Annotated in this window: 23 protein-coding genes and 9 tRNA genes; 19 read left to right on the top strand and 13 right to left on the bottom strand. The window is 68.6% G+C overall.

All coding sequences use genetic code 11. The annotated features are described in order from the left end of the window. The first annotated feature begins 246 nt into the window (after positions 1-246). The 5 genes from gyrB to Plo01_RS08605 all read left to right on the top strand — a co-directional run bounded on the left by gyrB (position 247) and on the right by Plo01_RS08605 (position 7,788). Positions 247-2,190, top strand: coding sequence for a DNA topoisomerase (ATP-hydrolyzing) subunit B (gyrB, locus tag Plo01_RS08625; protein ID WP_203889990.1), 1,944 nt, complete (start codon positions 247-249; stop codon positions 2,188-2,190). Between the two features lie 48 nt (positions 2,191-2,238). After that, positions 2,239-4,725: a DNA gyrase subunit A gene (gyrA, locus tag Plo01_RS08620; RefSeq protein WP_203889989.1), complete on the top strand. Its 2,487-nt coding sequence runs from the start codon at positions 2,239-2,241 to the stop codon at positions 4,723-4,725. Between the two features lie 72 nt (positions 4,726-4,797). Beyond that, a complete protein-coding gene (locus tag Plo01_RS08615) occupies positions 4,798-5,514 on the top strand; it encodes a DUF3566 domain-containing protein (RefSeq protein WP_203889988.1) in 717 nt (238 codons plus the stop codon). Between the two features lie 149 nt (positions 5,515-5,663). Further along, a tRNA-Ile gene (locus tag Plo01_RS08610) sits at positions 5,664-5,737 on the top strand. 182 nt (positions 5,738-5,919) lie between these two features. Next, positions 5,920-7,788: an acyltransferase family protein gene (locus Plo01_RS08605; protein ID WP_203889987.1), complete on the top strand. Its 1,869-nt coding sequence runs from the start codon at positions 5,920-5,922 to the stop codon at positions 7,786-7,788. A gap of 19 nt (positions 7,789-7,807) precedes the next feature. Here Plo01_RS08605 and Plo01_RS08600 read toward each other — a convergent pair whose 3' ends face one another. Continuing rightward, positions 7,808-8,011 carry a hypothetical protein gene (locus tag Plo01_RS08600; RefSeq protein ID WP_203889986.1) on the bottom strand — a complete coding sequence of 68 codons (204 nt, stop codon included), beginning with the start codon at positions 8,009-8,011 and terminating at the stop codon, positions 7,808-7,810. A gap of 305 nt (positions 8,012-8,316) precedes the next feature. Here Plo01_RS08600 and Plo01_RS08595 point away from each other — a divergent pair, with 305 nt between their 5' ends. Further along, positions 8,317-9,237, top strand: a complete 921-nt coding sequence (locus Plo01_RS08595) for an AEC family transporter (protein WP_203889985.1) — start codon at positions 8,317-8,319, stop codon at positions 9,235-9,237. Between the two features lie 37 nt (positions 9,238-9,274). Here the strand turns inward: Plo01_RS08595 and Plo01_RS08590 are convergent. From Plo01_RS08590 to Plo01_RS08555, 8 genes are all read right to left on the bottom strand, one after another. Continuing rightward, a tRNA-Glu gene (locus Plo01_RS08590) sits at positions 9,275-9,350 on the bottom strand. Between the two features lie 5 nt (positions 9,351-9,355). After that, positions 9,356-9,444, bottom strand: a tRNA-Ser gene (locus Plo01_RS08585). 47 nt (positions 9,445-9,491) lie between these two features. Continuing rightward, positions 9,492-9,565 (bottom strand) — tRNA-Leu (locus tag Plo01_RS08580). Between the two features lies 1 nt (position 9,566). Beyond that, positions 9,567-9,638, bottom strand: a tRNA-Gly gene (locus Plo01_RS08575). Between the two features lie 8 nt (positions 9,639-9,646). After that, a tRNA-Gln gene (locus Plo01_RS08570) sits at positions 9,647-9,721 on the bottom strand. A 171-nt stretch (positions 9,722-9,892) separates the two neighbouring features. Next, positions 9,893-9,964 (bottom strand) — tRNA-Gly (locus tag Plo01_RS08565). Between the two features lie 24 nt (positions 9,965-9,988). Next, positions 9,989-10,059: transfer RNA gene (locus Plo01_RS08560), tRNA-Ala, on the bottom strand. Between the two features lie 651 nt (positions 10,060-10,710). Beyond that, positions 10,711-11,574 (bottom strand): SDR family oxidoreductase, encoded by an 864-nt coding sequence (locus Plo01_RS08555; RefSeq protein WP_203889984.1) that lies wholly within the window; start codon positions 11,572-11,574, stop codon positions 10,711-10,713. An 88-nt stretch (positions 11,575-11,662) separates the two neighbouring features. Here Plo01_RS08555 and Plo01_RS08550 point away from each other — a divergent pair, with 88 nt between their 5' ends. The 9 genes from Plo01_RS08550 to Plo01_RS08515 all read left to right on the top strand — a co-directional run bounded on the left by Plo01_RS08550 (position 11,663) and on the right by Plo01_RS08515 (position 19,215). Then, the gene (locus Plo01_RS08550) at positions 11,663-12,619 is read left to right on the top strand and encodes a helix-turn-helix transcriptional regulator (RefSeq protein WP_203889983.1); all 957 of its coding nucleotides are present in this window, start codon (positions 11,663-11,665) and stop codon (positions 12,617-12,619) included. Positions 12,620-12,756: 137 nt separating this feature from the next. Further along, entirely contained in the window at positions 12,757-14,049 is a 1,293-nt protein-coding gene (locus tag Plo01_RS08545) for an MFS transporter (protein ID WP_203889982.1), read from the top strand. Positions 14,050-14,305: 256 nt separating this feature from the next. Continuing rightward, a complete protein-coding gene (locus tag Plo01_RS08540; protein ID WP_203889981.1) occupies positions 14,306-15,199 on the top strand; it encodes a sulfotransferase family protein in 894 nt (297 codons plus the stop codon). After that, positions 15,196-16,353 (top strand): glycosyltransferase family 4 protein, encoded by a 1,158-nt coding sequence (locus Plo01_RS08535; protein ID WP_203889980.1) that lies wholly within the window; start codon positions 15,196-15,198, stop codon positions 16,351-16,353. Before Plo01_RS08540 ends, Plo01_RS08535 begins: the two co-directional genes overlap by 4 nt. A gap of 67 nt (positions 16,354-16,420) precedes the next feature. Continuing rightward, positions 16,421-16,705 carry a GNAT family N-acetyltransferase gene (locus Plo01_RS08530; protein ID WP_203889979.1) on the top strand — a complete coding sequence of 95 codons (285 nt, stop codon included), beginning with the start codon at positions 16,421-16,423 and terminating at the stop codon, positions 16,703-16,705. A 59-nt stretch (positions 16,706-16,764) separates the two neighbouring features. Next, positions 16,765-17,868 carry a pentapeptide repeat-containing protein gene (locus Plo01_RS08525; RefSeq protein ID WP_203889978.1) on the top strand — a complete coding sequence of 368 codons (1,104 nt, stop codon included), beginning with the start codon at positions 16,765-16,767 and terminating at the stop codon, positions 17,866-17,868. 262 nt (positions 17,869-18,130) lie between these two features. Next, complete coding sequence (locus Plo01_RS40110) at positions 18,131-18,250, top strand: DLW-39 family protein (RefSeq protein WP_239316032.1); 120 nt, start codon at positions 18,131-18,133, stop codon at positions 18,248-18,250. A gap of 53 nt (positions 18,251-18,303) precedes the next feature. Beyond that, positions 18,304-19,020, top strand: a complete 717-nt coding sequence (locus Plo01_RS08520) for an HAD-IA family hydrolase (protein ID WP_239316031.1) — start codon at positions 18,304-18,306, stop codon at positions 19,018-19,020. A 122-nt stretch (positions 19,021-19,142) separates the two neighbouring features. Beyond that, positions 19,143-19,215, top strand: a tRNA-Ala gene (locus Plo01_RS08515). 61 nt (positions 19,216-19,276) lie between these two features. On the opposite strand, the gene Plo01_RS08510 is transcribed toward Plo01_RS08515, so the two are convergent. Next, complete coding sequence (locus tag Plo01_RS08510) at positions 19,277-19,990, bottom strand: tyrosine-type recombinase/integrase (RefSeq protein WP_203889976.1); 714 nt, start codon at positions 19,988-19,990, stop codon at positions 19,277-19,279. An 80-nt stretch (positions 19,991-20,070) separates the two neighbouring features. On the opposite strand from Plo01_RS08510, the gene Plo01_RS08505 reads away from it, so the two are divergent. Beyond that, on the top strand, positions 20,071-20,433 hold the full coding sequence (locus Plo01_RS08505; RefSeq protein ID WP_203889975.1) for a hypothetical protein: 363 nt from the start codon (positions 20,071-20,073) through the stop codon (positions 20,431-20,433). 1,250 nt (positions 20,434-21,683) lie between these two features. On the opposite strand, the gene Plo01_RS08500 is transcribed toward Plo01_RS08505, so the two are convergent. After that, positions 21,684-22,031 carry a hypothetical protein gene (locus tag Plo01_RS08500; RefSeq protein WP_203889974.1) on the bottom strand — a complete coding sequence of 116 codons (348 nt, stop codon included), beginning with the start codon at positions 22,029-22,031 and terminating at the stop codon, positions 21,684-21,686. Positions 22,032-22,359: 328 nt separating this feature from the next. Here Plo01_RS08500 and Plo01_RS08495 point away from each other — a divergent pair, with 328 nt between their 5' ends. Together Plo01_RS08495 and Plo01_RS08490 are read left to right on the top strand one after the other, a co-directional pair. Continuing rightward, positions 22,360-22,626, top strand: coding sequence for a hypothetical protein (locus tag Plo01_RS08495; RefSeq protein ID WP_203889973.1), 267 nt, complete (start codon positions 22,360-22,362; stop codon positions 22,624-22,626). A gap of 135 nt (positions 22,627-22,761) precedes the next feature. After that, positions 22,762-23,118 carry a helix-turn-helix domain-containing protein gene (locus Plo01_RS08490; protein WP_203889972.1) on the top strand — a complete coding sequence of 119 codons (357 nt, stop codon included), beginning with the start codon at positions 22,762-22,764 and terminating at the stop codon, positions 23,116-23,118. Between the two features lie 27 nt (positions 23,119-23,145). Here the strand turns inward: Plo01_RS08490 and Plo01_RS08485 are convergent, their stop codons facing one another. Then, positions 23,146-23,736 carry a ClpP family protease gene (locus Plo01_RS08485; RefSeq protein WP_203889971.1) on the bottom strand — a complete coding sequence of 197 codons (591 nt, stop codon included), beginning with the start codon at positions 23,734-23,736 and terminating at the stop codon, positions 23,146-23,148. After that, complete coding sequence (locus Plo01_RS08480) at positions 23,733-24,359, bottom strand: ClpP family protease (protein WP_203889970.1); 627 nt, start codon at positions 24,357-24,359, stop codon at positions 23,733-23,735. The genes Plo01_RS08485 and Plo01_RS08480 overlap by 4 nt, the downstream gene beginning before the upstream one ends. A 557-nt stretch (positions 24,360-24,916) precedes the next feature. Here Plo01_RS08480 and Plo01_RS08475 point away from each other — a divergent pair. Next, positions 24,917-25,642: a peptidoglycan-binding domain-containing protein gene (locus tag Plo01_RS08475; protein ID WP_239316030.1), complete on the top strand. Its 726-nt coding sequence runs from the start codon at positions 24,917-24,919 to the stop codon at positions 25,640-25,642. The last annotated feature ends 163 nt before the right edge of the window (positions 25,643-25,805 follow it).

Raw genomic sequence — 25,805 nt, 5'->3', positions numbered from 1 at the left:
CTCCCCGTAGGGGGATGCTGGAAACGATGATCGACGCGCGAGAGAGGCTTTCAGGGCCCTTCAATGCCACATCACGCCCTCCGAACCGCTAGAATGGACTCGGATTCCGGACACGTCCGTTTGCGTGTCACCCCCCGGCAAGCGAGCCGATTCCCCTGGGTGAACGCATCGGGGCATTCACGACGGTGACGGACGGCGGGGCTGAGCGTTCTCCCGCCGCGTGTCCTCGGCAGGAGGATTTCACAGTTGTCCTACGACGCTAGCTCAATCACCGTTCTCGAGGGGCTTGAGGCGGTCCGCAAGCGCCCCGGCATGTACATCGGCTCGACCGGGGAGCGCGGCCTCCACCACCTCGTCTACGAGATCGTCGACAATGCGGTGGACGAGGCCCTCGCCGGGCACGCCGACCGCATCGACGTCACGCTGCTCGCCGACAACGGCGTGCGGGTCGTCGACAACGGCCGTGGCATCCCGACGGGCATCCACCCGGTCGAGAAGCGCTCCGCCGTCGAGGTCGTCCTGACCACCTTGCACGCCGGCGGCAAGTTCGACAGCAAGTCGTACGCCGTCTCCGGCGGTCTGCACGGCGTCGGCTCGGCCGTCGTCAACGCGCTGTCCACCGCCATGGATGTGGAGGTCAAGCAGAACGGCCACTACTGGCGGCAGCGCTACGAGGCGTCCAAGCCGACCGCGCCGCTGGCCAAGGGCGAGGAGACCGACGAGACCGGCACCTCGATCACCTTCTGGGCCGATCCGGAGATCTTCGAGACCACGGCGTGGAACTTCGAGACGCTCTCGCGCCGCTTCCAGGAGATGGCCTTCCTCAACAAGGGCCTGACGATCACGCTGTGCGACGAGCGGCCCGACCACGTCAACGGCGAGTCCGTGAAGGTCGAATACCACTACGAGGGCGGCCTGTCCGACTTCGTCACGCACCTCAACTCCAAGAAGGATCCGGCGCACGCGTCGGTCATCGACTTCGAGGAGCACGGCGACGGCATCTCGGTCGAGATCGCGATGCAGTGGAACAACTCCTACAGCGAGTCGGTCTACACCTTCGCCAACACGATCAACACGGCCGAGGGCGGCACCCACGAGGAGGGCTTCCGCTCGGCGCTGACGTCGATCGTCAACCGCTACGCGCGCGAGCAGAAGTTCCTCAAGGAGGGCAAGGACGACAACCTCTCCGGCGAGGACGTCCGCGAGGGTCTCACCGCGATCATCTCGGTGAAGCTGGCCGACCCGCAGTTCGAGGGCCAGACCAAGACCAAGCTGGGCAACACCGAGGCCAAGTCGTTCGTCCAGAAGGCCTGCAACGACCACCTGCGCGACTGGTTCGAGCGCAACCCCGGCGAGGCCAAGGACGTCATCAACAAGTCCCTGCAGGCCGCCCGCGCCCGCCTCGCGGCCCGCCAGGCCCGCGACCTCACCCGACGCAAGTCGCTGCTGGAGTCCGGCTCCGGCCTGCCCGGCAAGCTGGCCGACTGCCAGTGGAGCGACCCGGAGAAGTGCGAGCTGTTCATCGTCGAGGGCGACTCGGCCGGCGGCTCGGCCAAGGGCGGCCGCGACTCCAAGTACCAGGCGATCCTCCCCATCCGCGGCAAGATCCTGAATGTGGAGAAGGCCCGGATCGACAAGGTCCTGAAGAACACCGAGGTCCAGGCGCTGATCACCGCCATGGGCACCGGCGTCCACGACGAGTTCGACATCTCCAAGCTCCGCTACCACAAGCTGATCCTGATGGCCGACGCCGACGTCGACGGCCAGCACATCAACACGCTGCTGCTGACGCTGCTGTTCCGCTTCATGCGGCCGCTGATCGAGGCCGGGCACGTCTACCTGTCCCAGCCCCCGCTCTACAAGATCAAGTGGGACCGCCGGGGCGAGGACGCCTCCTACGCCTACTCCGACTCCGAGCGCGACGCGATCATCGAGGAGGGCATGGCCCGGGGCAAGCGCGACCCGCGCCTGCACGACGGCATCCAGCGGTTCAAGGGTCTGGGCGAGATGAACGCCTCCCAGCTCTGGGAGACCACGATGAACCCCGAGACGCGGCTCCTGCGCCTGGTCACCCTCGACGACGCGGCCCAGGCCGACGACCTGTTCAGCGTTCTCATGGGCGAGGACGTCGAGGCCCGCCGCTCCTTCATCATCAGGAACGCCCGGGACGTGCGCTTCCTCGATGTGTAGCGGCAGCCGTACAGCCTCCTGTCCGACTCTGAAAAGGATCCACACCCCGTGACGGAACTGAACACTCCGCCCGCAGAGCGCATCGAGCCGGTCGACATCCAGTCGGAGATGCAGCGCAGCTACATGGACTACGCGATGTCCGTCATCGTGTCCCGCGCGCTGCCCGACGTCCGCGACGGGCTCAAGCCGGTGCACCGCCGGGTGCTCTACGCCATGTACGACGGCGGCTACCGCCCCGACCGCGGTTATTTCAAGTGCTCCCGCGTCGTCGGCGACGTCATGGGCTCCTACCACCCGCACGGCGACTCCTCGATCTACGGCACCGTGGTACGGCTGGCGCAGCCCTGGGCGCTGCGCTATCCCCTGGTCGACGGCCAGGGCAACTTCGGATCGCCCGGCAACGACATGCCGGCCGCCATGCGGTACACCGAGTGCAAGCTCGCGCCGATCGCCATGGAGATGATCCGTGACATCGACAAGGACACCGTCGACTTCCAGCCGAACTACGACGGGCGCTCCCAGGAGCCGCTGGTCCTGCCGTCGCGGTTCCCGAACCTGCTGGTCAACGGGTCGGCCGGCATCGCGGTCGGCATGGCGACCAACATCCCCCCGCACAACCTGCGCGAGGTGGCCGACGGCGTCAAGTGGGCCCTGCAGAACCCCGACGCCACCGACGACGAGCTCCTCGAGGCGCTGATCGAGCGGATCAAGGGTCCCGACTTCCCCACCGGCGCGCTCATCGTCGGCCGCCGCGGCATCGACGACGCCTACCGGACCGGACGCGGCTCGATCACCATGCGGGCGATCGTCGAGGTCGAGGAGGACGCCAAGGGCCGCCAGTGCCTGGTCGTCACCGAGCTGCCGTACATGGTCAACCCGGACAACCTCGCGCTGTCGATCGCCGAGTCGGTCAAGGACGGCCGGATCAGCGGCATCGCCGACGTCCGCGACGAGAGCTCCTCCCGGGTCGGACAGCGCCTGGTGATCGTGCTCAAGCGCGACGCGGTCGCCAAGGTCGTGCTGAACAACCTCTACAAGCACACCCAGATCCAGACCACCTTCGGCGCGAACATGCTGGCCCTGGTGGACGGCGTGCCGCGGACGCTCCGGCTCGACCAGTTCGTCCGCCACTACATCGCCCACCAGATCGAGGTCGTGGTCCGCCGGACCCGCTACCTGCTGCGCAAGGCCGAGGAGCGGGCCCACATCCTGCGCGCGCTGCTCAAGGCGCTCGACCGGATGGACGAGGTCATCGCCCTCATCCGGCGCTCGCCGTCGGCGGCCGAGGCGCAGGGCGGCCTGATGACCCTCCTGGAGATCGACCAGGTCCAGGCGCAGGCCATCCTCGACATGCAGCTGCGCAAGCTGGCCGCCCTGGAGCGCCAGCAGATCACCGACGAGTACGACTCGCTGATGGCCCAGATCACCGAGTACCAGGCCATCCTGGCCTCGCCGGAGCGGCAGCGCACGATCGTCTTCGAGGAGCTGTCGGACGTCACGGCCAAGTACGGCGACGAGCGCAAGACGGAGATCATCGCCTACGAGGCCGACATGTCCATCGAGGACCTGCTGGCCGAGGAGGACATGGTCGTCACGATCACCCGTGGCGGCTACGCCAAGCGCACCAACACCGACCTCTACCGCGCCCAGAAGCGCGGCGGCAAGGGCGTGCGCGGGGCGCAGCTGCGCCAGGACGACATCGTCGACCACTTCTTCGTCACCACGACCCACCACTGGCTGCTGTTCTTCACGAACAAGGGCCGGGTCTACCGGGTCAAGGCCTACGAGCTGCCCGACGCCGGCCGCGACGCCCGCGGCCAGCACCTGGCGAACCTGCTGGCCATGCAGCCGGACGAGATCGTCATGGAGGTCCTGGACCTGCGTGACTACGCCGTCGCGCCGTACCTCGTGCTGGCCACCAAGAGCGGCCTGGTGAAGAAGACACGCCTGGCGGAATACGACTCGCCGCGCTCAGGTGGCCTCATCGCCATCAATCTGCGCGAAGATGACGAGGTGATCGCAGCACGGCTGGTGTCGGAGGAGGACGACCTCCTGCTGATCTCCCGCGGTGCCCAGGCCATCCGCTTCACCGCCTCCGACGAGGCCCTGAGGCCGATGGGACGGGCGACCAGCGGTGTGATCGGCATGCGTTTCCTCGAAGGGGACGAACTTCTCGCGATGAACCGGATCGCCGACGGTGACGACGTCCTGGTCGCCACCGAGGGCGGTTACGCCAAGCGCACTCCCGCCGATCAGTACCCTGTGCAGGGACGAGGCGGCAGGGGAGTGCTGACGGCGAAGATCGTCAGCGCTCGGGGCAGGCTGGTCGGCGCGGTCATGGTCAGGCCGGAGGACGAGGTCTTCGCGATCACGTCCGTCGGAGGGGTCATCCGGACCAGCGCCGGTGAGATCAAGCAGTCGGGCCGCCAGACGATGGGGGTGCGGCTGATGAATCTCTCCGAAGGGGATAGCGTCGTGGCTCTCGCCCGCAACGCCGAGGCGTTGGAGACCGAGGAAAACGGGGAAGGGGAGTAGCTCGTGAGCGCTCAGGCCGGATCGAGTCCGCGAGCGGCCTCCCCATCGACACGCGAGCAGGTGACGGAGAAGATGGACAAGACCACTGAAGCGGATGTCGTCGAGGTGGTCGAGTCACCGGACGACGGTAACGCGCCCGCGCCGGCGACCGACGACTCGGCGACCGACGAGTTCAAGGGCAGGGCCAAGGTGAAGGCCATCGAGGACGACCAGCCGAGTGACTCCACGATCCGGATCCGCCCCGCGGCCACCGAGGCCGCCAAGCCCTGGGCTCCCGGTCCGGTGTCCTCTCCCCCGCCCCCGTACCCGCCGCAGCCGTCCGTCGACGGGGCCGGGCCGATGGGCCTGTCGGCTCCTCCCGCCTCGGAGACGGCTCCCAAGAAGCCCCAGGACGCCGCGGCGTCGCGGACGCCGCGCAAGGCCCATCTGGTCCTGCGCCGGATCGAGCCCTGGTCGGCCATGAAGTTCAGCTTCGTGCTGTCGCTGGTGTGCTTCGTGGTGCTGTTCGTCGCCGTCGCGGTGCTCTACATGGTGCTGAGCGGCCTCGGCGTCTTCGACTCGATCATCAGCTCGGTGAACCAGTTCACCCAGGGCGAGGGCCAGGGAGCCGAGATCTCCTTCGACATCGCCTCCTGGTTCGAGCCGGTCCGCATCCTCGGCTACACCGCCCTGATCGGCGCGGTCAACGTGGTGCTCATCACGGCCCTGTCGACCATCGGCGCGGTCATCTACAACGTCGCCTCCGACCTGGTGGGCGGCATCGAGGTCACCTTCAGCGAGGCCGAGTAACCGCCGTGACCCCGCCCGCCGCCACGTCCCCGGCCATTCCGGCCCGGGGACGTGGCGCGAGCAGGTGCCGGAACGCGGTAAGCTTTTCCCAGTTCGAGCGAACGGATTCGCCACCGCCTCGCGGATGCGATACCGTTCTCGCACGATGAGGGGCTATAGCTCAGTCGGTTAGAGCGCTTCCCTGATAAGGAAGAGGTCCCAGGTTCAAGTCCTGGTAGCCCCACCCAGTTCAGAGGCCATTTCCCACAACGGGAAGTGGCCTTTTTCGATCTCCCGGGTGACTGGCGGCCCGTGGGTGCTCCTCGGCGAGGCCGGCGGGGTCGGTGAGAATGGCGCTTATCGAAATGGTCTCTGAACCGACGGAAGTTTGTCCGGTTAGTTAAAAGAGTCATATTCTGTGGCGTCATGTCAGTCGCCCGCCACGCCCTCCAGCGCCCCCGGACCGGCAGGTCCGAGCGCAGGCTGGAAATCGACGGGTTACGTGCGGTAGCCGTACTCCTGGTGGTGATCTACCACATCTGGCCGCGCCGGGTCTCGGGCGGAGTCGACGTCTTCCTGATGCTCACCGGCTTCCTGATCACCGGCTCGCTCCTGCGTGACGAGCACGTCAAGCTCTGGGCCTTCGCCAGGCGGCTGGTGCTCAGGCTCCTGCCGGCCGCCGGGCTGACGCTGCTCGGCGTGCTGATCGGCATGGTGCTGATCCTGCCGAAGACGCGCTGGGACGGCACGGTCGCCGAGGTCGTCGCCTCGGCCCTGTACTACGAGAACTGGCAGCTGGCCTTCTCGGCGGTGGACTACCTGTCCGCGGGCAACGCGGTGAGCCCGGTGCAGCACTTCTGGTCGCTGGCGATCCAGGGCCAGTTCTACGTGGTCTGGCCGGTGCTCCTGCTCATGGCCCGGCGGAAGCTCCAGGTCTTCGTGGGGCTGATGGCCGCGGTCTTCGTGCTCTCCCTGGCGTACTCGATCTTCCGTACGGCCACCGATCAGGCCTGGGCCTACTTCGACACCGGCGCGAGGTTGTGGGAGCTGGCGCTGGGCGGGCTGCTCGCCGTGGCCCTGCCGTTCCTGAAGGTGCCGAAACCCGTGCGGGTGGTGCTCGGCTGGCTCGGGCTGGCGGCACTGGTCGCGTGCGGGCTGGTGCTGCAGGTCTCGACGAGCTTCCCGGGGTACGTCGCGCTGTGGCCGACGCTGGCCGCCGCGGCGGTCATCGTGGCCGGCGCGGCCGGCGGCGCGGACCGGCTGCTGACGCTCCGCCCGCTGCTGTACGTCGGCCGCATCTCCTACGCGCTCTACCTGTGGCACTGGCCGATCTTCGTCTTCTACCTCACGGCCACGGACCGGACCGCGGCGAGCTGGAAGGGCATCCTGCTGATCCTGGCCGCCAGCTTCGCACTGGCCGCGGTGACGACCGAGCTGACGGACCGGACGGGCGGCTGGGGACCGCTCCTGCTGGCGCCCGCGCTCGTCGGGTCCATGCTGGTGACCTTCCTGCCCCAGCAGGGCAGCGCGATCACGCCCGCTCCGGAGCTGGCGGCCGAGGACCGGCCCAGGTCGTACGCGGACGGGTGCGCGCAGCACCTCAAGGAAGCGGAAGTCCTCATATGCCGCTACGGATCGAAAAATCCGGACAAGGTGATCGCCCTGGTCGGCAACTCCCACGCCGCCCACTGGCTGCCCGCCCTCGAAGTGCTCGGCGAGGAGAACGGCTGGCAGATCGTCAACATCACCAAGGGCGCCTGCACCCTGTCCACGACCGTGCAGCTCTACAAGGGCAAACCCCAGCCCATGTGCGATCAGTGGCAGGAGGGCGTGCTCGCCGAGCTCCCCAAACTCGACCCGGACCTGCTGATCACCACCGCGACCGAGTCCAGCGAGTGGGAACGCGGCGAGAACATGCCCCGCGGGTACCCGGAGCGGTGGCGTCAGCTCGACGCCATGGGCATCGACGTCCTGGCCATCCGCGACACGCCGCGGATGGGCTTCGATCCGCCCGAGTGCGTGGAGACCAAGGGCGCCGCCGCCTGCGTCGCGCCTCGCAGCCGCAGCCTGGCCGAGCGCATGCCGACAGCCGGGCCGATACCCGCCAACGTGACGGTCGCCGACTTCAACGCCACCTTCTGTCCGGACGACCGCTGCCCGGCGGTGATCGGCAACACGCTGGTCTACTCCGACAACGGTCACATCACGGCGACGTTCATGCGCTCTCTCGCCCCCGCGCTGGAGAAAGAGGTGCTGCGGGCGCTCGCGGGCCGGCGGGCGGACTCCCGGGGATAGCCGGGAACGCGGGCTCGCACTACGGCGAGGCCGCCTCCCGCCGATCCGCCGTCGCGGCCGTACGGCGCTGTTCGGTCTCCCGCCGGCGCGCGGCCGCGACGTCACTCATCCGAGCCACGAGATCCTGGAGCGCCGCCACCTGCTCGTGGGCGCGCGCCGCCTGCAGATGAGCCCGTCCCGCCTGCTCCCTGGCCGCGGCGCAGTTTCGCGTCGCCTCTCCCACGGGTTTTTCGCTGTGAACCGCCTCACCGGCCGGAGAGGCGTGGCCCCGTTCCAGCGCATCGGCCCGGCTCGCGGCCACGACAGCCCGTTCCTCCGCGGCCCGAGCCCGAGCCCGCGCCGCTTCCGCCCGCTCACGGTACTCACCACCGTCCATTACTGCATCGTCACACGGATCCCGGCCCGCCGGAACAGCTCACGCCGGCTCCGCCGCGGGTCCTGCCGACCGGGGCGGCGCCGGCCGGTTCGGGCGGGTGGGGCAGACTGTCGAAGGTCGCGGTCGGTCGGATTCGAGCGGAGTCCTTGGGGATGTCGGAGGTTGTCGGGGCCTTCGCCGTACTGGTGGCGGTCGCGGTTCTCGGCTACCTGGCCGGTGTGGGCGGCGCGCTGCGCCCCCAGGACGAGCTGGTCCTCTCCCGGCTGGCCTTCCTCATCGCCACGCCCGCCCTGCTGTTCACCACGGTCGCCACCGCGGACCTGAAGTCGATCTTCTCGCCGGTGTTCGTGACGAACGTCGCCGGCGTGCTGTCCGTCCAGGCGGTGTTCCTCGCCGTGGCGGGCCCGATCTGGCGGCGGGGGCGGTCGGAGCTGGTCATCGGGGCGCTCTCCACCTCCTACGTCAACGCCGGCAACCTCGGCATCCCCGTCTGCATCTACGTGCTCGGCGACGGCGCCCTCATCGCGCCGATCCTGCTGTCCCAGCTCCTGGTGATGGCCCCGATCGCGTTCCTGCTCCTGGACCGGGACACCTCGGGCGGGACATCCGCCTGGAAGGTCCTGGCCCGCCCGCTGCGCAACCCGCTCACCGTCGCCACGCTGCTCGGGCTGGTGATCGCGCTCACCGGTGTCAGGCTGCCGGTGATGCTCACACGCCCGATCGAGCTGGTGGCGGCGGCCGCGGTGCCGGTCGCGCTGATCGCGTACGGCCTGAGCCTGAGCGGCGCCCGGCAGGCCGAGGAGAACGGCCACGGCCGTGACGTCGCCCTGGCCGTCGTCCTCAAGTGCCTCGCGCAACCGGCGGTGGCCTACCTCGTCGGCCGTTTCGCCCTCGGGCTCGACGGCGAGCTCCTGTTCGCGGCGACGCTCCTGGCGGCCCTGCCCACCGCGCAGAACATCTACGTCTTCGCGGTGCACTACGGCACGGCGAAGCCGCTCGCCCGCCGCGCCGTGCTCATCACCACCCTGGTCTCCATCCCGGTGATGACCACGATCAGCGGCCTGCTCGGCTGAGGGTCGAACCCGGCCGGCGGAACCGCCCGGTGCTCGGTAGCTCGTATCGGATTCGAACCGATGTCCTCCTGGGTGAGAACCAGGTGTCCTGGACCTGCCTAGACCAACGAGCCATGCGCGGAAGGCCCGGGATTCGAACCCGGCCGCGACGTCACCGCCGCGTACACCGCTTCCAACGGTGCTCCTCGACCTGACCGGACGCCTTCCATCGTCTTCGGTGTCCTCCGACGTCCTCGGACGTCTTCCGACCGTCGTGCCGCTCCCGGGATTCGAACCCGGAACCTCCGCGCTCTGAACGCGGCGCCTCTCCCGGTTGGGCCAGAGCGGCGAGTGGGCGGCGGGACTCGAACCCGCCCTGCGACCTCGGCACGGTCGTGTGCTTCCGCTGACACTTCACCCACGGGTCGTGTGGCTGCCGGAGAAGGGATCGAACCTCCGTTCCCCGATCCAGAGTCGGGTGTCCTGCCGATTGGACGATCCGGCACCGCACGTATTCGTATTCGTATCGATCATCGGATTCCTGTGCTGACCAGCTGTGACCGCGCGTCCGGTCCGGGTGGCGTGGGCCGTACGGACGCGTGTGGGACGTCGACCGGGCGGGGGTCGCCACTCCCGCCGCCGAGTCTCGGACCCGTGCCCTCTCCTTTCAGGGCAGAGCCGCAGCGGGGACTCGAACCCCGTCCTGCTGGGTGGAAGCCAGCCGCCTTACCGGTTCGGCCTCTGCGGCGCGGGCGCCGTACGGGGCGCCCCGTGGACAGACAGGGAATCGAACCCTGAACTCCTGCTTGCAAGGCAGGCGTGATGCCGTTTCACCATCAGCCCGGAGATAAAACACGCGCATTTCGCTGTTGAATTGTCGTAGGGGAATGACCGGTTATTCCGCGTGCGGGCGCGGAAAGGCATTCACGTGGGCGGTGGGATCGAATTCGAATACGCCGGTCCCGGAGACCGATCGCCGCCCGTGGCGCGCACCCGTGTCGATCCCGCACGTTCCCGGATTGCGCCCCGGAACGACGAAGCCGCCCGTCGGGTGGTCTTCCCCGGGGCGGCTACCGTGCAAGGATGGTCACACGGGCGCCTCGGGGGGTGCGAGACCGCCGGCACCGGGAACGCGGCGCAGGCCGGATCCGCACCACTGCAGTGCGGCGGCTTCATACGCGTTCATGGTCGGCCCTTCTCGCTGTCGTCCGGTTCCTGTATTAAAGAGAGTAGATTGCCCCGGCCGGGATGCCAAGTGTTTTTTCGATGAATCATCTTTCTGCGCCCGCCCCGACGGCGGAGTTGTTTTGTCCGTCGGCTCGCGCGCGGGCGTGACCGTGGAGAAGGCCCCGCACGGCATGTCGTACGGGGCCTTTCATCGGTGCTCCGGTCAGGCCTCGCAACCGACCTTGGTGTTGGCGCGGGCCGTCGCCTCCGGTCCGACGAACCGGCAGATCGCCGGACGCCCCGGCCGGCCCGGCGATCGGGGCGTCGTCAGCGGAAGTCCTCGATGTGGTCGCGGGCCCATTCCGCGTAGGTGCGGGCGGGCCGGCCGGTGACCTTCTCCACGTCGGGCCAGGGCCGCATCAGCACCGACCAGTCCTGGTCGGAGTAGCCGTCCTCGCCCGAGGCCGCCTCGCCGCCGTAGTCGGTGAAGCCCAGCATCAGGTCGGCGCTCTCGGCGGCGAAGCCGCCCTGGGCCTTCATGAGCTCCCGGGCCCGCTCGCGGGTGACCTCCTCGTAGCGGACCTCCTCGCCCAGGGCCTCGCCGATGGCCCGGACCTGCTCGCGCACCGTGACCAGCGCCGGCCCGGTGAGCGTGTACGCCGCGCCGTGGTGGCCGTCCTCCAGCAGGGCGGCGACGGCGACGGCGGCGATGTCGGCCTCGTGGATGAGGTTCATCGGATCGTCCGCGAAGGGGTAGCGCACGACGCGCTCGGCGCGGACGGAGGGCGCCCAGATCTGCAGCATGTTGGCCATGAACCCGCAGGGCCGCACGTGCGTCCACTGCAGTCCCGACTCCTCCACGGCCTGCTCCACCGGGTTGGTGTGCAGGCCGGCGGTGACGGACGCGGCCGACAGGTCCACGATCCGCCGTACCCCGGCCTGCCCGGCCAGCGCGACGACCTCGCGCGCGGTCTCCTCGACGGGGAAGAGGTACATCGCGGTGACGCCCTCCAGCGCGGGGGCGACCGTCGAGAGGTCGGTCAGATCGCCTCGCACGACCTCCACCGTCTCGGGCAGGTTCGCCTTCGCCGGGTTCCGGGTCAGCGCGCGGACCTCCACTCCCGCCTGGAGAAGCTGCGTGACCACGTTCCGGCCGACGAACCCCGTCGCCCCGGTGACCAGGATCTTCATGTGTCTTCCTCCTTCACGGTGGCTGCGAGAACAACGCTAGGCTTGATTCCGGTCACTTTCTGGCCTGAAAAGGATCGAATCTGAATCCATGGCGAACACGAGCGCGCGGACCTTGCAGCTGCTGTCCCTTCTGCAGACGCACCGTTACTGGCCGGGGGCGGAACTGGCCACCCGGCTGGAGGTGAGCGAGCGCACCCTGCGCCGTGACATCGACCGGCTGCGCGAGCTGGGCTACCCGGTCGCCGCCAGCCGCGGCGTCGCGGGCGGCTACCAGCTGCGTTCCGGTACGGCCATGCCGCCGCTGCTGCTCGACGACGAGGAGGCGGTGGCCATCGCGATCGGCCTGCGGGCGGCGGCCGACGGCGCCGTGGAGGGCATCGAGGAGACGTCGGTGCACGCGCTGGCGAAGATCGTCCAGGTCATGCCGCCCCGGTTGCGCCGCCGCGTCGACGCGCTCCACTCCGCCACCTCCCGCCCGCTCCCCCGGAGCGGGCCGAAGGTCGGCGCGGCGGTGCTGACGGTGATCGCGCAGGCCTGCCGGGACAACGAGCGCCTGCGGTTCTCCTACACCGACCGGGAGGGCGCGCCGACCACCCGGCTGGTCGATCCGCACCGCCTCGTCTCGCTCTGGCGCCGCTGGTACCTCCTCGCCTGGGACGCCGAGCAGCACGGCTGGCGGGCCTTCCGGGTCGACCGGCTGGACGGTCCGGCCGTCACCGGAGCACGGTTCCGGCCCCGGGAGATTCCCGGCGGCGACGCGGCCGAGTTCGTCCGCTCCCGGATCGCCGCGCAGACGCGGCAGCGCGAGGTCGTGGTGGACGTGCGGGCGGACGTCGCCGACGTGGAGAAGGTCGTGGCCGTCACGGGCGGGACGGTCGAGGCGGCCGACGGCCGGACGTGCCGGCTCCGGATCGGCGCCGACGACTTCGACTGGCCGGTCCTGGTCCTCGGGGCGCTGGGCGCGGAGTTCGAGGTCGTCCAGCCGCCCGAGTTCCGCGACCACCTGCGCGCGACGGGGGAGCTCTTCCTGCGGGCCTCCGGCTGACCGGACCTGCGGTTGAACGGGCTTCCGGTCGGCCGGGCCTGCGGCTCCGTGCTGCCCGCCACGGTTTATTGACGCGACATTCAGGTGGGAAATCGGCAGGATAGTCCTCTTCGCGAGTCATTCGAAGGAGCCATCCGGTGCACAGCTACCGCCGCGACCTCGCCATGTTCCGCGACAGGAGCTTCACCCTGCTGATGGCCGCCCGGACCGTCTCGACGCTGGGCATCTCCTTCGCCCCCGTGGCCCTGGCCTTCGGCGTCCTCGGGCTGCCCGGGGCGACGGCCACGACGTTGTCGGTGGTCCTCGCCGCCGAGGCGCTGCCCACGGTGGCCTTCATGCTCGTCGGCGGGGTGATCGCGGACCGCATGCCCAGGAACCGGGTGATGATGGGCGGTGAGGCGCTGAACGCGGCGGCGTTCTTCAGCCTGGCCGTGATGCTGCTCACCGGATGGACCCCCCTGCCCGCCCTGGCGGTGGCCGCGGCGGCCGCCGGCATCGCGACGGCTGTCCTCTATCCCACGCTGACCGGCATCATCCCCGACGTCGTCCCGGCCGACCGCCTGCAGACCGCCAACGCCCTGCTGCGGCTGGGGGAGAACTTCTCGCGCATCACGGGGCTCGTCGCGGGCGGCGCCACGGTGGTCCTGATCGGCGGCGGCTGGGCTCTGATCGTCAGCGGAGTCATGTTCACCGTGGCGGCGGTCCTCGTGGCGGCGATGCGCCTCACCCAGGTGGAGGGCTCCCCACCGGGGAAGGACGGCGGTTCCCCGCTGGGGAAGGGAAACGCCCCGGGGCGCCACTCGGTCCTGGCCGACCTGCGCGAGGGCTGGCGGGAGTTCATCTCCCGGCAGTGGCTCTGGGTGATCGTCGCCCAGTTCTCCGTGCTGGTGATGGCCGTGCAGGCCGCCCACGGCGTGCTCGGGCCCCTGGTGGCCAAGGAGAATCTGGGCGGGGCGGGCGCCTGGACGGCGATCCTGGCGGGCGAGGCGGTCGGCATGATCGCCGGTGTCTTCGTCGCGCTGCGGATCCGGCCCCGGCGCCCCATCCTGGTCGCCACGCTCTTCCTGATCCCGTCGGCTCTGCCGTACCTGCTGCTCGGGCTGAACGCGCCGCTGTGGATGATCGTCGCCGGGGCGGCCGTGCTGGGCGTCTGCTTCGACATCTTCGGCATCCTGTGGAGCACCACCATGCAGCGGGAGATACCGGCCGAGGCTTTGTCGCGGGTGAGCTCCTACGACGCGCTGGGATCGCTGATGTTCGGGCCGATCGGGCTCCTGGTGGCGGGCCCGCTCGCGATCGTGATCGGCCCGGAGAACGCGCTGATCGGCTGTGCCGCGATCGTGCTGCTGTCCTGCTTCGCCGCGCTACTCTCCCCGGGGGTGCGGGGGCTGCGCACTCCTGAGCCCGCGCGGGAGACGGTGCACTCCTGACGCGCTCCCGGCTTCTCTCAGCCTGACGCGCTCCCGGCTTCCCGCGGCTTGACGCGCTCCCGGCTTCCCGCGGTGAACTCCCGAGGCGCGTTCCGGGCGTTCCGGGCGTTCCCAGGGTTTCCTGACCTCCCTTTCCGATATTTCGGGCATCGGCTCTCATGCTTTCTTCGGCAGGGCCGTACATGGGCGTTTCCTGTGAGTCGGCTGGTATGAACCTTCAGTGAACTGCCAGGAAAGCCGGGTAGCGTGCCACGGCATGAACTGGCAGCGGACAGTCAACGACGCTCTGGTCAGGTTCACCGGATTCCGGGTCATCCGGGCGAAGACGCCGGCGGGAGAAGCGCGGGCGACGCCAGAGGGAACGCGGACGCCCGCCGCCACCGCGGGCGCGGAACTCGTCCGGCCGCCCGCGGACCCGCAGGCCGACCGGCTGCTGCGAGCGCCGATCTTCATCCTCTCGCCCGTCAGGTCCGGCTCCACCCTCCTGCGGGCGATGATGAACGCCCACTCCCTCCTGCACGCCCCCCACGAGCTGCACGTGCGCCGGCTGACCGTGGGCTTCGGCACCACGCTGTCGCGCAGGGCCATGGAGGCGCTCGGCCACAACCAGGCCGACCTGGAACACCTCCTGTGGGACCGGGTGCTCCACCGGGAGCTGGTCCGCAGCGGCAAGTCCTTCATCGTGGACAAGACCCCGGCCAACGCCTTCGCCTTCCGCCGCATCGCCGCCTGCTGGCCCGACGCCCGCTTCGTCTTCCTGCTCCGCCACCCGGCCTCCGTCGCGACGTCCTGGCACGAGGCCAGCCCGGACAGGCGCACGCCGGAGGAGGCCGCACTGGACGCCCTGCGCTACATGAAGGCGGTCCAGCGGGCCCGCGAGGCGCTTGCCGGGCTGACCGTCCGCTACGAGGACCTGACCGCCGACCCGGAGACGGAGACCCGCCGCGTGTGCGACTTCCTGGACATCCCGTGGGAGCCCGGCATGATCTCGTACGGTGACCAGGCGGTGATCAGCAAGGGCCTCGGCGACTGGAAGGACAAGATCCGGTCGGGCACCGTGCAGCAGGGCCGGGAGCTCCCCGGACCGGACGAGATCCCCGAGGTGCTGAAACCCATCTGCGGGACGTGGGGATATCTGGCGGCGTCATGAAGATCCGCTACATGCTCCTGCACGCCTACGGCATGGGCGGCACGATCCGCACGGTGATCAACCAGGCCGGGGCGATGGCCGAGGCGGGGCACGAGGTCGAGATCGTCAGCGTGGTACGGCGCCGCGACCGGCCGCGCTTCCCCCTCGACCCGCGCGTCACGATCACCGCCCTGGTGGACCAGCGGGAGGGGGCGCCGCCGGACTCGGCCGTCCGCCGGATCCGCAGGGCGCTCCGGGGACGGATCGTTCCGAGGGGGGAGTTCGCCGCAGGCTACTTCACCGAACGGGTGGAGAAGGCCGTCATCGGCTACGTCTCCACCCTGGACGACGGCATCCTCGTGACCACCCGCCCGGCGCTGAACCTCATCTCCGCCCGCCGTACCCCGCCGTCCGTCGTGCGGATCGCCCAGGAGCACATGAACCTGGCGACCCACCCCGATCCCGTCCGCAGGCAGATCGCCCGCCACTACGGCAAGCTCGACGCGGTCGTCGTGCTGACCTCCACCGACCGCCGGGACTACCAGGAGCTGCTGCCCGGCACCCCGGTCGTGCGGATCCCCAACGCGCTCAACACGATCGACCAGCGCCTGTCCACCCACGACGACCGGCGTGCGGTCGCCGCGGGCCGCCTGGTCGCGCAGAAGGGCTTCGACATGCTCGTCCCCGCGTTCGCGCGGGCCGTACGGGATCATCCGGGTTGGCGGCTGGACATCTACGGCACCGGCCAGAAACGGACCGAGCTGCGGGAGCTCATCGACGAGCACGGCATGGCCGGGGTCATCACGCTGCCCGGCCGCAGCAGCAGGCTGGGCGAGGAACTGGCCGGCGCGTCGCTGTACGTGCTCAGCTCCCGCTTCGAGGGGCTGCCCATGGTGATGATCGAGGCGATGTCCCACGCCCTGCCGGTCGTGGCCTTCGACTGCCCGACGGGCCCCGCCGACGTGCTGACCGACGGGGTCGACGGGCTGCTCGTGCCGCCCGGTGACGTCGACGCGCTCGCCGCGGCCGTCAGCCGGCTCATGGCCGACCGGGAGCTGCGCCGGAGGATGGGCGCGGCGGCGCTGAGGACCGTGCGGGAGTACGCCCCCGACCGGGTGATGCCGCTGTGGGAGAACCTGTTCGCCGAGCTGCTGCGGGGGCATCGAGAGGGCTGAGACAGCCCGGGAATGAACGGCGCGCGCACGCCGCTGATCCGGGCGGCCGGATCGAAAGGGGAGCGGGATGACCGTCAAGGTCACGGAGGTGCCGGGGAAGAACCGCTTCGAGGCGGAGCTGGACGGCGCCCGGGTGGGCCACATCGAGTACGTCCGGAGGGACGGAGTGATCATCTACACCCACACGGAGGTGAACGGCGCGTTCGAGGGCCGGGGGATAGGCGGCGAGCTCGTCCGGGAGGCGCTCGACGCGGCACGGGCCGAGGGCGCGCGAGTGATCCCCCGCTGCTCGTTCGTGAGGTACTGGATCGACAACAATCCCGGCTACGCCGACCTCGTCGGGGAGCCATGATCGCGCCGGCCGGGCGCCGGTAGAATCCGGGAGGACTCGGGGGAGATAGTGAGTGACGCATGTCTGTTCTCCCCCGGCTCCTGGTCACCACGGTGACGGCGGTGACGCTGGCGGCCGTCCCATCGGTGCGGGAGGCTTCTCCGGGCCCTGCCGATCCTTCGGGGCCGATCACTCCTTCGGGCCCGGCCGGGGCTGGATGCGACCCCGGCAGCGGCCCGGACCTGTCGGGCCGTGACCTGACCACCGTGACGGACCTCCCCGCCGACCTGAGCTGCGCGAACCTCACCGGCGTCCGGGCGGACGGGGTCGATCTGGGATCGGTACGGCTCGACCGCGCGATCCTACGCGACGCCTCCCTCAGGGGAACCGCCCTCCGGCAGCTCAGAGGGGCCGACCTCCGGGGAGCCCGGCTGGTCGGCGCGCGGCTCGCCAACGCCGACATCGGCGGTGCGGACCTCCGCGGGGCGGACCTCTCCCGGGCGGAGCTCACCAACGCCGGCCTCCAGGACGCCCTGCTCACCGCCGCCACCCTGCACGATGCCGGGCTGGGCAGCGTCAGGGCCGACCGGGCGGACTTCACCCGGGCCCGGCTGGACCGCGCCGACCTGTCCCACGGGAAGTTCTACGATGCGATCTTCCGCGAGGCGTCGCTGGTCGGGGCCGAGCTCCACTTCTCCGAGCTGCACGGCGCCGCCTTCGAGGACGCCGACGTGACCGACGCCGACACCAGGTTCGCCAGGGGCGCCGACCTGTCGGGCTCGACCAGCCGGATGCCCGTCGGATGGAAGATCTTCCTCGGAATGCTCGGGCTCGTCGCGGCGTGGATCCTCCGGAAGGTCGTCTCGCGGAGGCTGCGGCGCAGGCGGGAGGCCGGGCAGGCCGCGGCGGAGTCGGCGATCCGGTTCGAGGAGTTCAGGAAGGAACTGGAGGAGGACGTCACCCGCTTCGGCGAGGAGATCGACCGCCTCGACGAGGAGGGCGGTGGGAACGCCGACTGGAACAGGGCGCTCGACTGCTACGACACGGCGAAGGAGTCCCTGGCGGCCGCGCGGGAGCACGCCGACCTGAAGTTCGTCGCGCTCGCCCTGGAGCGGGGGCGCAACGCCCTGTCGCGTCCCGCACGGGACGGGCGGGATGATCGCCGTACGGGACGGGCGGGATGATCGCCGTACGGGAACCGCTCGCCGTACGGAAGAGGACCTCGCGTGACGCGCCTCCGTGGCCGGGCTCGTGGCGGATCGTGATCATGTCGGTGCGAGCCGTGCGGGACAGTGACGAAAATCACGAGGGGAACACAGATTCCCTCCTCTCGGATTGTTCGCATACCGGGCCATCGTCCGATCCCTTGCTAGGCTGCAAGGAACCGTTGGAACCGGGCGTTGTCTCACCCCGGCAGGTGAGACCGTCAAGAAGTGGGGTCACACCGTGAAGAAGCTGCTCGTTCTGGCGCTTGTCGCTCTTGGGGGGCTGCTGGTCTGGCGCAAGGTTCAGGCCGGTCGCGCCGAGCTCGACCTGTGGACTGAGGCGACCGGCAGCGAGAACTGACCTGCGCGACTACCGATTCGGGTGCTCTGATGATCCATAGCAAGGTTGGGGGAATGACACCCATCAAACTTGCCTGTCTGGATCTGGCAGGCACCACCGTCGGTGACGTCGCCATGGTCGAGCGGGCGTTCGCCGAGGCGATCGCCACGCAGGGAATCGTGCCCGGGACCGGGGCATACGCACGCGCCATGGTGCACGTGCACCGGTCCCGGGGATGCCCCAAGATCGACATCTTTCGCGGTATCTTCCCCGACAACGAGGCGCAGGCCCAGGCGGCCAACCTGACCTTCGAGCGCTCCTACGAGGGTGTGATCGAACGCTCCGGCCTCCTCCCCCTGCCGGGGACCATCGAGGCGCTGGAGAAGCTCCGCGGCGCCGACGTCAAGATCTGCCTGGTCACCGGTTTCAGCCGGGCCACCCTCGGCCGCGTGCTGACGGCCCTGAGCTGGTCCGACAAGATCGACCTCGCCCTGTCCCCGGAAGACGCCGGCCGGGGCCGTCCCATGCCCGACATGATCCTCACCGCGGTGATGCGTCTGGGCGTCGAGGACGTCCGGCAGGTCGCGGTCGCCGGAGACTCGGAGAGCGACATGCTCGCCGGCCGCCGGGCCGGAGCCTCGGTGGTGGCCGGCATCATGACCGGGGTCCACAGCAAGGACCGCCTCATCAAGGGCGGCGCCACCCACATCGTGGAATCCATCGCCGACCTCCCCGGACTGGTCCTCGGCGTCGACCTCCCGGAGTCCTCGATCATCGGCTCCACCCGCTGACCGCACCCGGCATTCCGCACACGCGAAGCGACCGCGAGTGGCGGGAACGCCCGAGCTGTTGCTACGGTGTACGACTGAAGCAAGCCGTTCTGCCCGTCCACGCAGGTCATCGGCTTGGTCTCGGGGCCTTAGCTCAGTTGGCAGAGCGCCTGCTTTGCAAGCAGGATGTCAGGAGTTCGAATCTCCTAGGCTCCACCGCTCTCACGACATGAAGAAGCCCAGGTCAGGCATGGTCGCCTCACCTGGGTTTTGATCTTCATTCGGCCTCGTCCGGCTCCCGTGCCCGTTGCGTGCCCGATCGCTCCCCGAGTGCCCCACGGGCGAGGCCGTCGAGCTTGCGGGCGACCTCTCGTTGCCGCTCGTCCGTCGAGTGCTGATAGATCATCGCGGCGCGCGTGCTGGAGTGGCCCATGCGCTCCATCAGCTCCCGGATCGACGCCCCGGCGCTCGCGGCGAGGGTGTTGCCGGTGTGCCGGAGGTCGTGAAAGTGGATCTTCGGAAGGCCGGTGTCCTGGAGAGCCTGCGTCCAGACGCGGCGGTTGAAGTTGGTGTTGCGGAGTGGACCGTCATCCGGGCCGGCGAAGATCAGTCCCTTGTCCCCGTCCTGGGTGAAGTCCTTCACGTGCTCCCGCAGGTCCTCGATGATCAGTTCGGGGATCACCACCGTTCGCCTGCCTGCCGCGGACTTGGGTTCGGTGAAGACGAGGCCCTTGCCGGTGATCTGCATCAACTGGCGTTGCACCCGCACGGTTCCGGCGTCCAGGTCGAGGTCTCGGCGCTGGAGGCCGGCCAGCTCGCCCCACCGCAGACTGCCGAAGGTCGCCAGGAGTACCAGTGCCCGGTAACGCGGTTCGATCGCGTCGGCGATCTTGTAGACCTCGGCGACCGTGAGCACCGGACGCTCCGGTGACTTCTTCTGACCAGCACCCTTGATCCGGCAGGGGTTCCGCTTGGTGAGCTGGTCATCCACAACGGTCAAGGGTGGCGGCGCGTCGCGCCGCCACCCGCACGGTCGCTCCGACCACCGGCCCCGACCGCTACGCGGCGCCTATGGCGTCCTTCGGGTCGGCGCCGGCCGTTGTGCTGACCACCTATGAAGCTCTATCGCCCCTCACGCCGGGGTTCCTAAGATCAATCGCCATGGATCGCTTCAGGTTCCTCCCCTACGGTGGCTTCTTTTTTATGGCCCTCAGCATGATGTACATGGCGATGAACGTTCCCGGAGAGACAGCACCAACAGCGGCAGTGATCCGCTGGGCAGGGATGGGGATCGCCATAGCCCTGTGCGGGGTCATCGGAACGCTTTCCCTCATCGCAGCTGTACTGATCGAGCGGTTCAAGAACGAAGGCTCTGCCTCCGGCGGGGATGCTCGGCTCCGAGATGATCGCTCGAACGAATATGTAGAGCCGTAAGCAGATCAGCAGGCCGAGCGTCCAAGTCTTCCGAACCGGTGGACGGCGACCGTGTGACGGTCGCCTTCTAGACTGCGGAAATGATCGAACTGGGTTCGCGAGAGCGTACGCAGCCGCCGCCCCCTCGTATCGTGTGGGAGAGTCTGACCGACCCGCGGCGACCTGGTGGACGGCAGTGGCTGGACCTGCGCCCCGATGAAGTCGAGCCGCGCGTCCTCCGGGCGGTGGAGCCGGAACTCGTGGTCTGGTCGTCCCTGTGGCCCGAAAGGCCCGATGACGAGATCCGGTTCGACATCCGGCTGTCCGGGGATGGCGGAAGCTGGCGGACGCGTACTGCGACAGAAACGGATGGGAAGACCGGGCGGGGAAAAGTCAAGGCAGATGAGTGGTTTTGTTCATTAGATCCACCATGAGATTCTCTCCAGCGTGACTGAGCCTACAGAGACCCCGCCTCCCTACATTCCTGGCCCCGAGCCCGACGACCACGTTGTATTTGTCCGCACTCTGGGCTCTACTGCATTGGTCGGCGGCATGGTTCTGTCCTTCGGCATCCTGCTCTTCGACGGTGACTTCCCGTCGTGGCCATGGCTCGTGGGCCTGTGGTTCACAGCGCTGATCGGACTTGGATTACGCCTGGAGGTGGCGCTTCGCGAGCAGGGACAACGCCGCTAAGCTTCACGCCGTCGCCCTTGATCTCCAAGTTGATACCAGGCGCCGGGAAGATCATCGGGTTCGTAGGGCACAGAGTCCTTCTAACCGACAGAGTGATGAGGCTCTTATGGCAGCAGTGGGCGCCTTGCGATCGTTGGGTCATTAGAGGGCCGTTATGGGCGGTCAAAAGCGGTCAGTCACGGTCACCCGCGGGGAGTCCTCCGCCCAGCTCGCGGTCCGTACGGTCCAAGATCGAATCGGTTTGCAAGCAGGGTGTCAGGAGTTCGGATCTTCTAGACCCCATCGCCCTCAGGAGATGAAAAGCCCAGGTCAGGAACGGTAGCCTCACCTGGACTTTGGTCTTCATTCGGCCTCGTCCGGCTTCCGTGCCCGTTGCGGGATCGATCGCTTCCCGAGTGCCCACAGGCGAGGTCGCCGAGCTTGCGGGCAACCTCTGGCTGTCGATCGTGGGTGGAGTGCTGATAGATCACCGCCACTTGTCTGCGTCGTACCCGATCAACCCGCCGCATCGAAGTCCGCGACGCTGCCCGCACAGCCGCTCCGCCAACGGCTTCGACCGCTCCCCGCAGCCGGAGCTCTCATGACGTCTCTTCCGACTCGAACACCCGGCGCTCCGTCCACTGCCACCCCAACCAGTGGGAGGCGGTCGTCCATGTCTCGGGAGCCGTCACCGCTTGAGTGATCCAGCTGCGCAACTCTGGCAGGACGTCCTTGCGCAGCGCCTCCCGGATCTCAGCTCGGTCCGCTGAACGGACGGGATGAACCGACAGGGCGATTCCGTAGACCTGCGGATGCATGCCGCCCGCGCGCCCCGGACGCCATCTGACCGCCAGGACCCAGTCCTGCGGCACCCCGCCCGAGAACTCCAGCTCCCGCACATGCTGGAAGTCCTCCCCGAGAGCCTCACCCAGATCCGTCCGGGTCAACGGCCAGGACGCTCCGCGCGCCAACCGGCGATCACGAGCAGACACATCCGCCCCGCATGACTCGTTCCCGCTCAATCTTGCGAGCGTACCCTCCGCTTCCTCCTCGAAGGGGACCTCGCAGCCGGTTGCGCCCTTGCGTCACCTCAGCCAGCGAAGGTGTTCTTCCTGCTGGTGGCGGGTGCAAGGGGGAGCCCGGATGGGCTGAACTGGCGGTTTACAAGCACCGTTGTGACTACCGTCCCAAAGCTTCCCGATCCCTGCGTGGGGAGCCGACTACAGCCTGCACTGGTGTGGCTTCAGATTGATCTAACAGAACGGAAGCGACCATATGAGCGCAGCGACGCTGTACCTGGTCTCCCTGACCCTCGGCGGGTTGATCTTCGTGGGTCTCTTCCTGGCGCTACGCCGCACGCGACGCTCCTACTACCTGTTGCTGCCAGCCGCGGCTTGGCTTCTCGCCGCCTTCGATCAGTGGTACATCATGACCTACCTGCCCCACATGAACATCCGCGTGGATGCGTTGCTCTGTCTGGCATTGATGGCGATTACGACACCGGTCGGCATTCTGCTGACCATCATGCATCGACGGTCGTGATCGCCGTACACCCGGCAGGTGATCCGAAAGGCTCTCATCTGACCGGGCAAGGCGGCGCACCACGACAGCCGGTGGGCGATTCCGCTCTGCGCGGATCCGACTGAACTCGAACGCGCCGTCTACCTAAAGTGAAGCATGGCCTCTTCTCGCCCGCCGCTACGTCCAGCGATCGATCGGACCGGCCCCAAGTCGTCTCCGGCTCGCGAGCCGCTGTGGCGGCACGCGCTCGGTGAGTGTCTCAGAGACCTTCGTCACGAGCGGGGCGAGAAGCTGACCGAGACGGCGCGGCGCGCCGGAGTCTCGCCGCAGTATCTCTCCGAGATGGAACGGGGCGTCAAGGAGCCGTCGAGCGAAATGATCGCCGCGGTCGCCGGCGCGCTGGATGTGACCCTGGTCGATCTGACCCTTGCCGTCGCCGAGAGCTTGAGGTCCGCTCAGAGCAGCGCGTCGAGAGGCGCCACCTGCTCGGCGGCGTATGCTCTGGCCGCGTAGCGCGGCTTGCGGGGATCATCCACTGGCCTATGAACGCTCCTCGATGATCTGATCGAGGAGTCCGTACTCCAAGGCCGCGGTCGCGGTGAACACGCGATCGTGATCGGTGTCGGCGCGTAGAGTCTCGACCGTCTGGCCGGTGTGCCGTGACAGGATGCGCTCGATGTCTGCTCGGACACGCACGACCTCGTCGGCTTGCAAGATGAGATCGGGGATCGTTCCGCGTCCCTGAGCAGCTGGTTGATGCAGGATCACTCGTGCGTGCGGGAGAGCGGCACGCTTTCCTTCGGCACCCGCGGCGAGAAGGACGGCGCCCACCGCGACGGCCTGTCCGACGCAGGTCGTCGAAACCCGCGGGCGGATGTAGCGCATGGTGTCATATATCGCGAGCATCGCACTCGGATCCCCGCCTTCACAGTTGATGTAGAACTGTATTTCGGCCTCGGGGTTGTCCGACTCCAGAAAAATCAGCTGCGCGATGAGCGCGTTCGCGACGCCCGCGTCGATCGCGGTGCCCAGATAGATGATCCGCTCGGTGAGAAGGTGCGAGTAGACATCCATGATCCGCTCGCCGCGGGAATTCTGAGTGATGACATTCGGAATCGTATATGTGCTCACTGGTCGGCTCCTTCGGTGATGCCGAATCCGAGCCGCGGGCGGTTGCGCGGCGCGATTTCGTCGAAATTTTGCACGATTGCATCTATGAAGCCGTAGTCCAGTGCCTCTCGTGCCGTGTACCAGCGATCGTGCAGGGAGTCCTCGAATATGCGCTCGACGGGCTGCCCCGTGTCCTCGGCGATGAGGCCGAGCACCGTGTCGCGAGTATGCCGGAGGTCGCCGGCCTGCAGTTCGATGTCGACTGCGGTGCCGGCGATCCCCGCCGAGCCCTGGTGCATCAGGACACGTGCGTGCGGCAGGGCGCGGCGTTTCCCTCGGGCCCCCGATGACAGCAGGAATTGTCCGGCGCTGTAAGCGATGCCCAGCACGAGGGTCGACACGTCACAGGGAATGAGTCGAATGATGTCGCGGATCGCGAGCATCGAGGGAACCGACCCGCCCGGCGAGTGAATCCACAATGCGATGTCCGTCGACGCGTCCTGCGTGGCGAGTGCCATGAGCTGCGTGGCCAGAAGTGTCCCGTTGTCGTCATCGAGAGGGCCGTCGAGAACGAGGACACGCTGGTCGTAGAGCTCGCGCCTCACCCGCTCATTGAACAGTGGAATATTTGATTCTCCGCTCATACGCCCATCATGTGAGGCGATCCGGACCGGCGTCGACACGATCTGCCTGGGGCAGATCTGCTCTGAGCAGATGGAACTCGGTTTCCGGCCCGGTTCGCAGCATTGCGGCGGTGACCGGGGACCAGGAGAGCCAAGGTGCGGAAGCGCCGGCCATGGACGCGGCCGGCTCGGTGATGCCGGTCTGTCAGAACGCCACCCGTACGGTCGCGGCCTGTGCGAACGCCGCCTGTACGGTCGCGCCTGTCAGAACGCCGCCCGTGTAGTCGTGGCCTGTGCGTCTCGTTCGCCGTCGGACGACCTGTAAGACGGCGTGTCCGCCTGTAAGGAAGCCCGCTGAACAGGCTGACAACAGGATTTTCTTGCGGACGCATGAACAAACCCGGAAGCGTGAACCCCGCTGCAGGAACCACTCACAGCATCCGAAAGCGGGAGAAACGATGAAGCCGGCCTCATGCGCAACTGGCCTCACAGCGGCCGCTCTGGTCGCTTGCCTGACCGGAGCGTCCGGGATGTCGGCGGCACAGGCGTCCGACGCGAGGGCCCTTCCGACCGTGAACATGGAAGCCACCGTCAAGGCGGCCCAGATCGACCCGCGGCGGTCTGACGAGACGCTGACCCCGGGCGCCGAGGCCAGCGTGCTCCTCGTCGAGCAGGCGCTGCGTGACCGGCGCCTGCTCGACGCGAAGTGGGTCGACGGTTACTTCGGCAGCACGACGGTCACCGCCTACGCGAAGTTCCAGAAGTCGCTCGGCTACACCAGGTCCGCCGCCAACGGCCTGCCGGGCAAGGCATCGCTCACCAAGCTCGGAGCCGGCCGCTTCAGGGTCACCCGCATCATCACCCCGGGCGCCCGGGTGTCCACCGGGGGCGTCGTCGTCAACACCCGCACGCGGAGCATGCTGGCCGAGGCGAAGCGGCTGCTCGGCCGGAACCTCGTGCTGTTGCAGGGGTCGTACAACCCCGGCGGCGATCCCACGTCCGCAGGCACCCATGACGGCGGGGGCGTCGTCGACATCTCGGTCGAGGGGATGAACCCCGCCACCCGCGCCGCGGCCGTCCGCGCGTTGCGAAGCGTCGGCTTCGCGGCATGGACGCGTAACCCCCGTCAGGGCGACTGGCCATGGCACATCCACGCCGCCGCCATCAGCGACACCGACCTCTCCAGCCAGGCCCAGCACCAGGTCGGTGACTACTACCTCGGTCTGAACGGGCTCGCCGGCCGCGGCCCGGACGACGGCCCGAAGGTGACCATCCGCACCTGGGAGGAGTACCGGCTCCGCTGACCATCCGAGACCCAGGCCGTACAGATAGAAGGAGAACACCATGAGAACGCTTAACAAGATCTTCACCGCGGCGGTCGCCGCGACGGCGCTCGGTGGATCGGTGCTCGCCACCGCCTCGCCCGCTTCGGCGGCCAACCGCGACGGCGTGTGCCAGAGCGGCGAG

Source organism: Planobispora longispora, assembly GCF_016863135.1.
GTDB lineage: Bacteria > Actinomycetota > Actinomycetes > Streptosporangiales > Streptosporangiaceae > Planobispora > Planobispora longispora.
The sequence above is the reverse complement of the archived record's forward strand: the minus strand, read 5'-3'. Positions and strand labels throughout refer to the sequence as shown.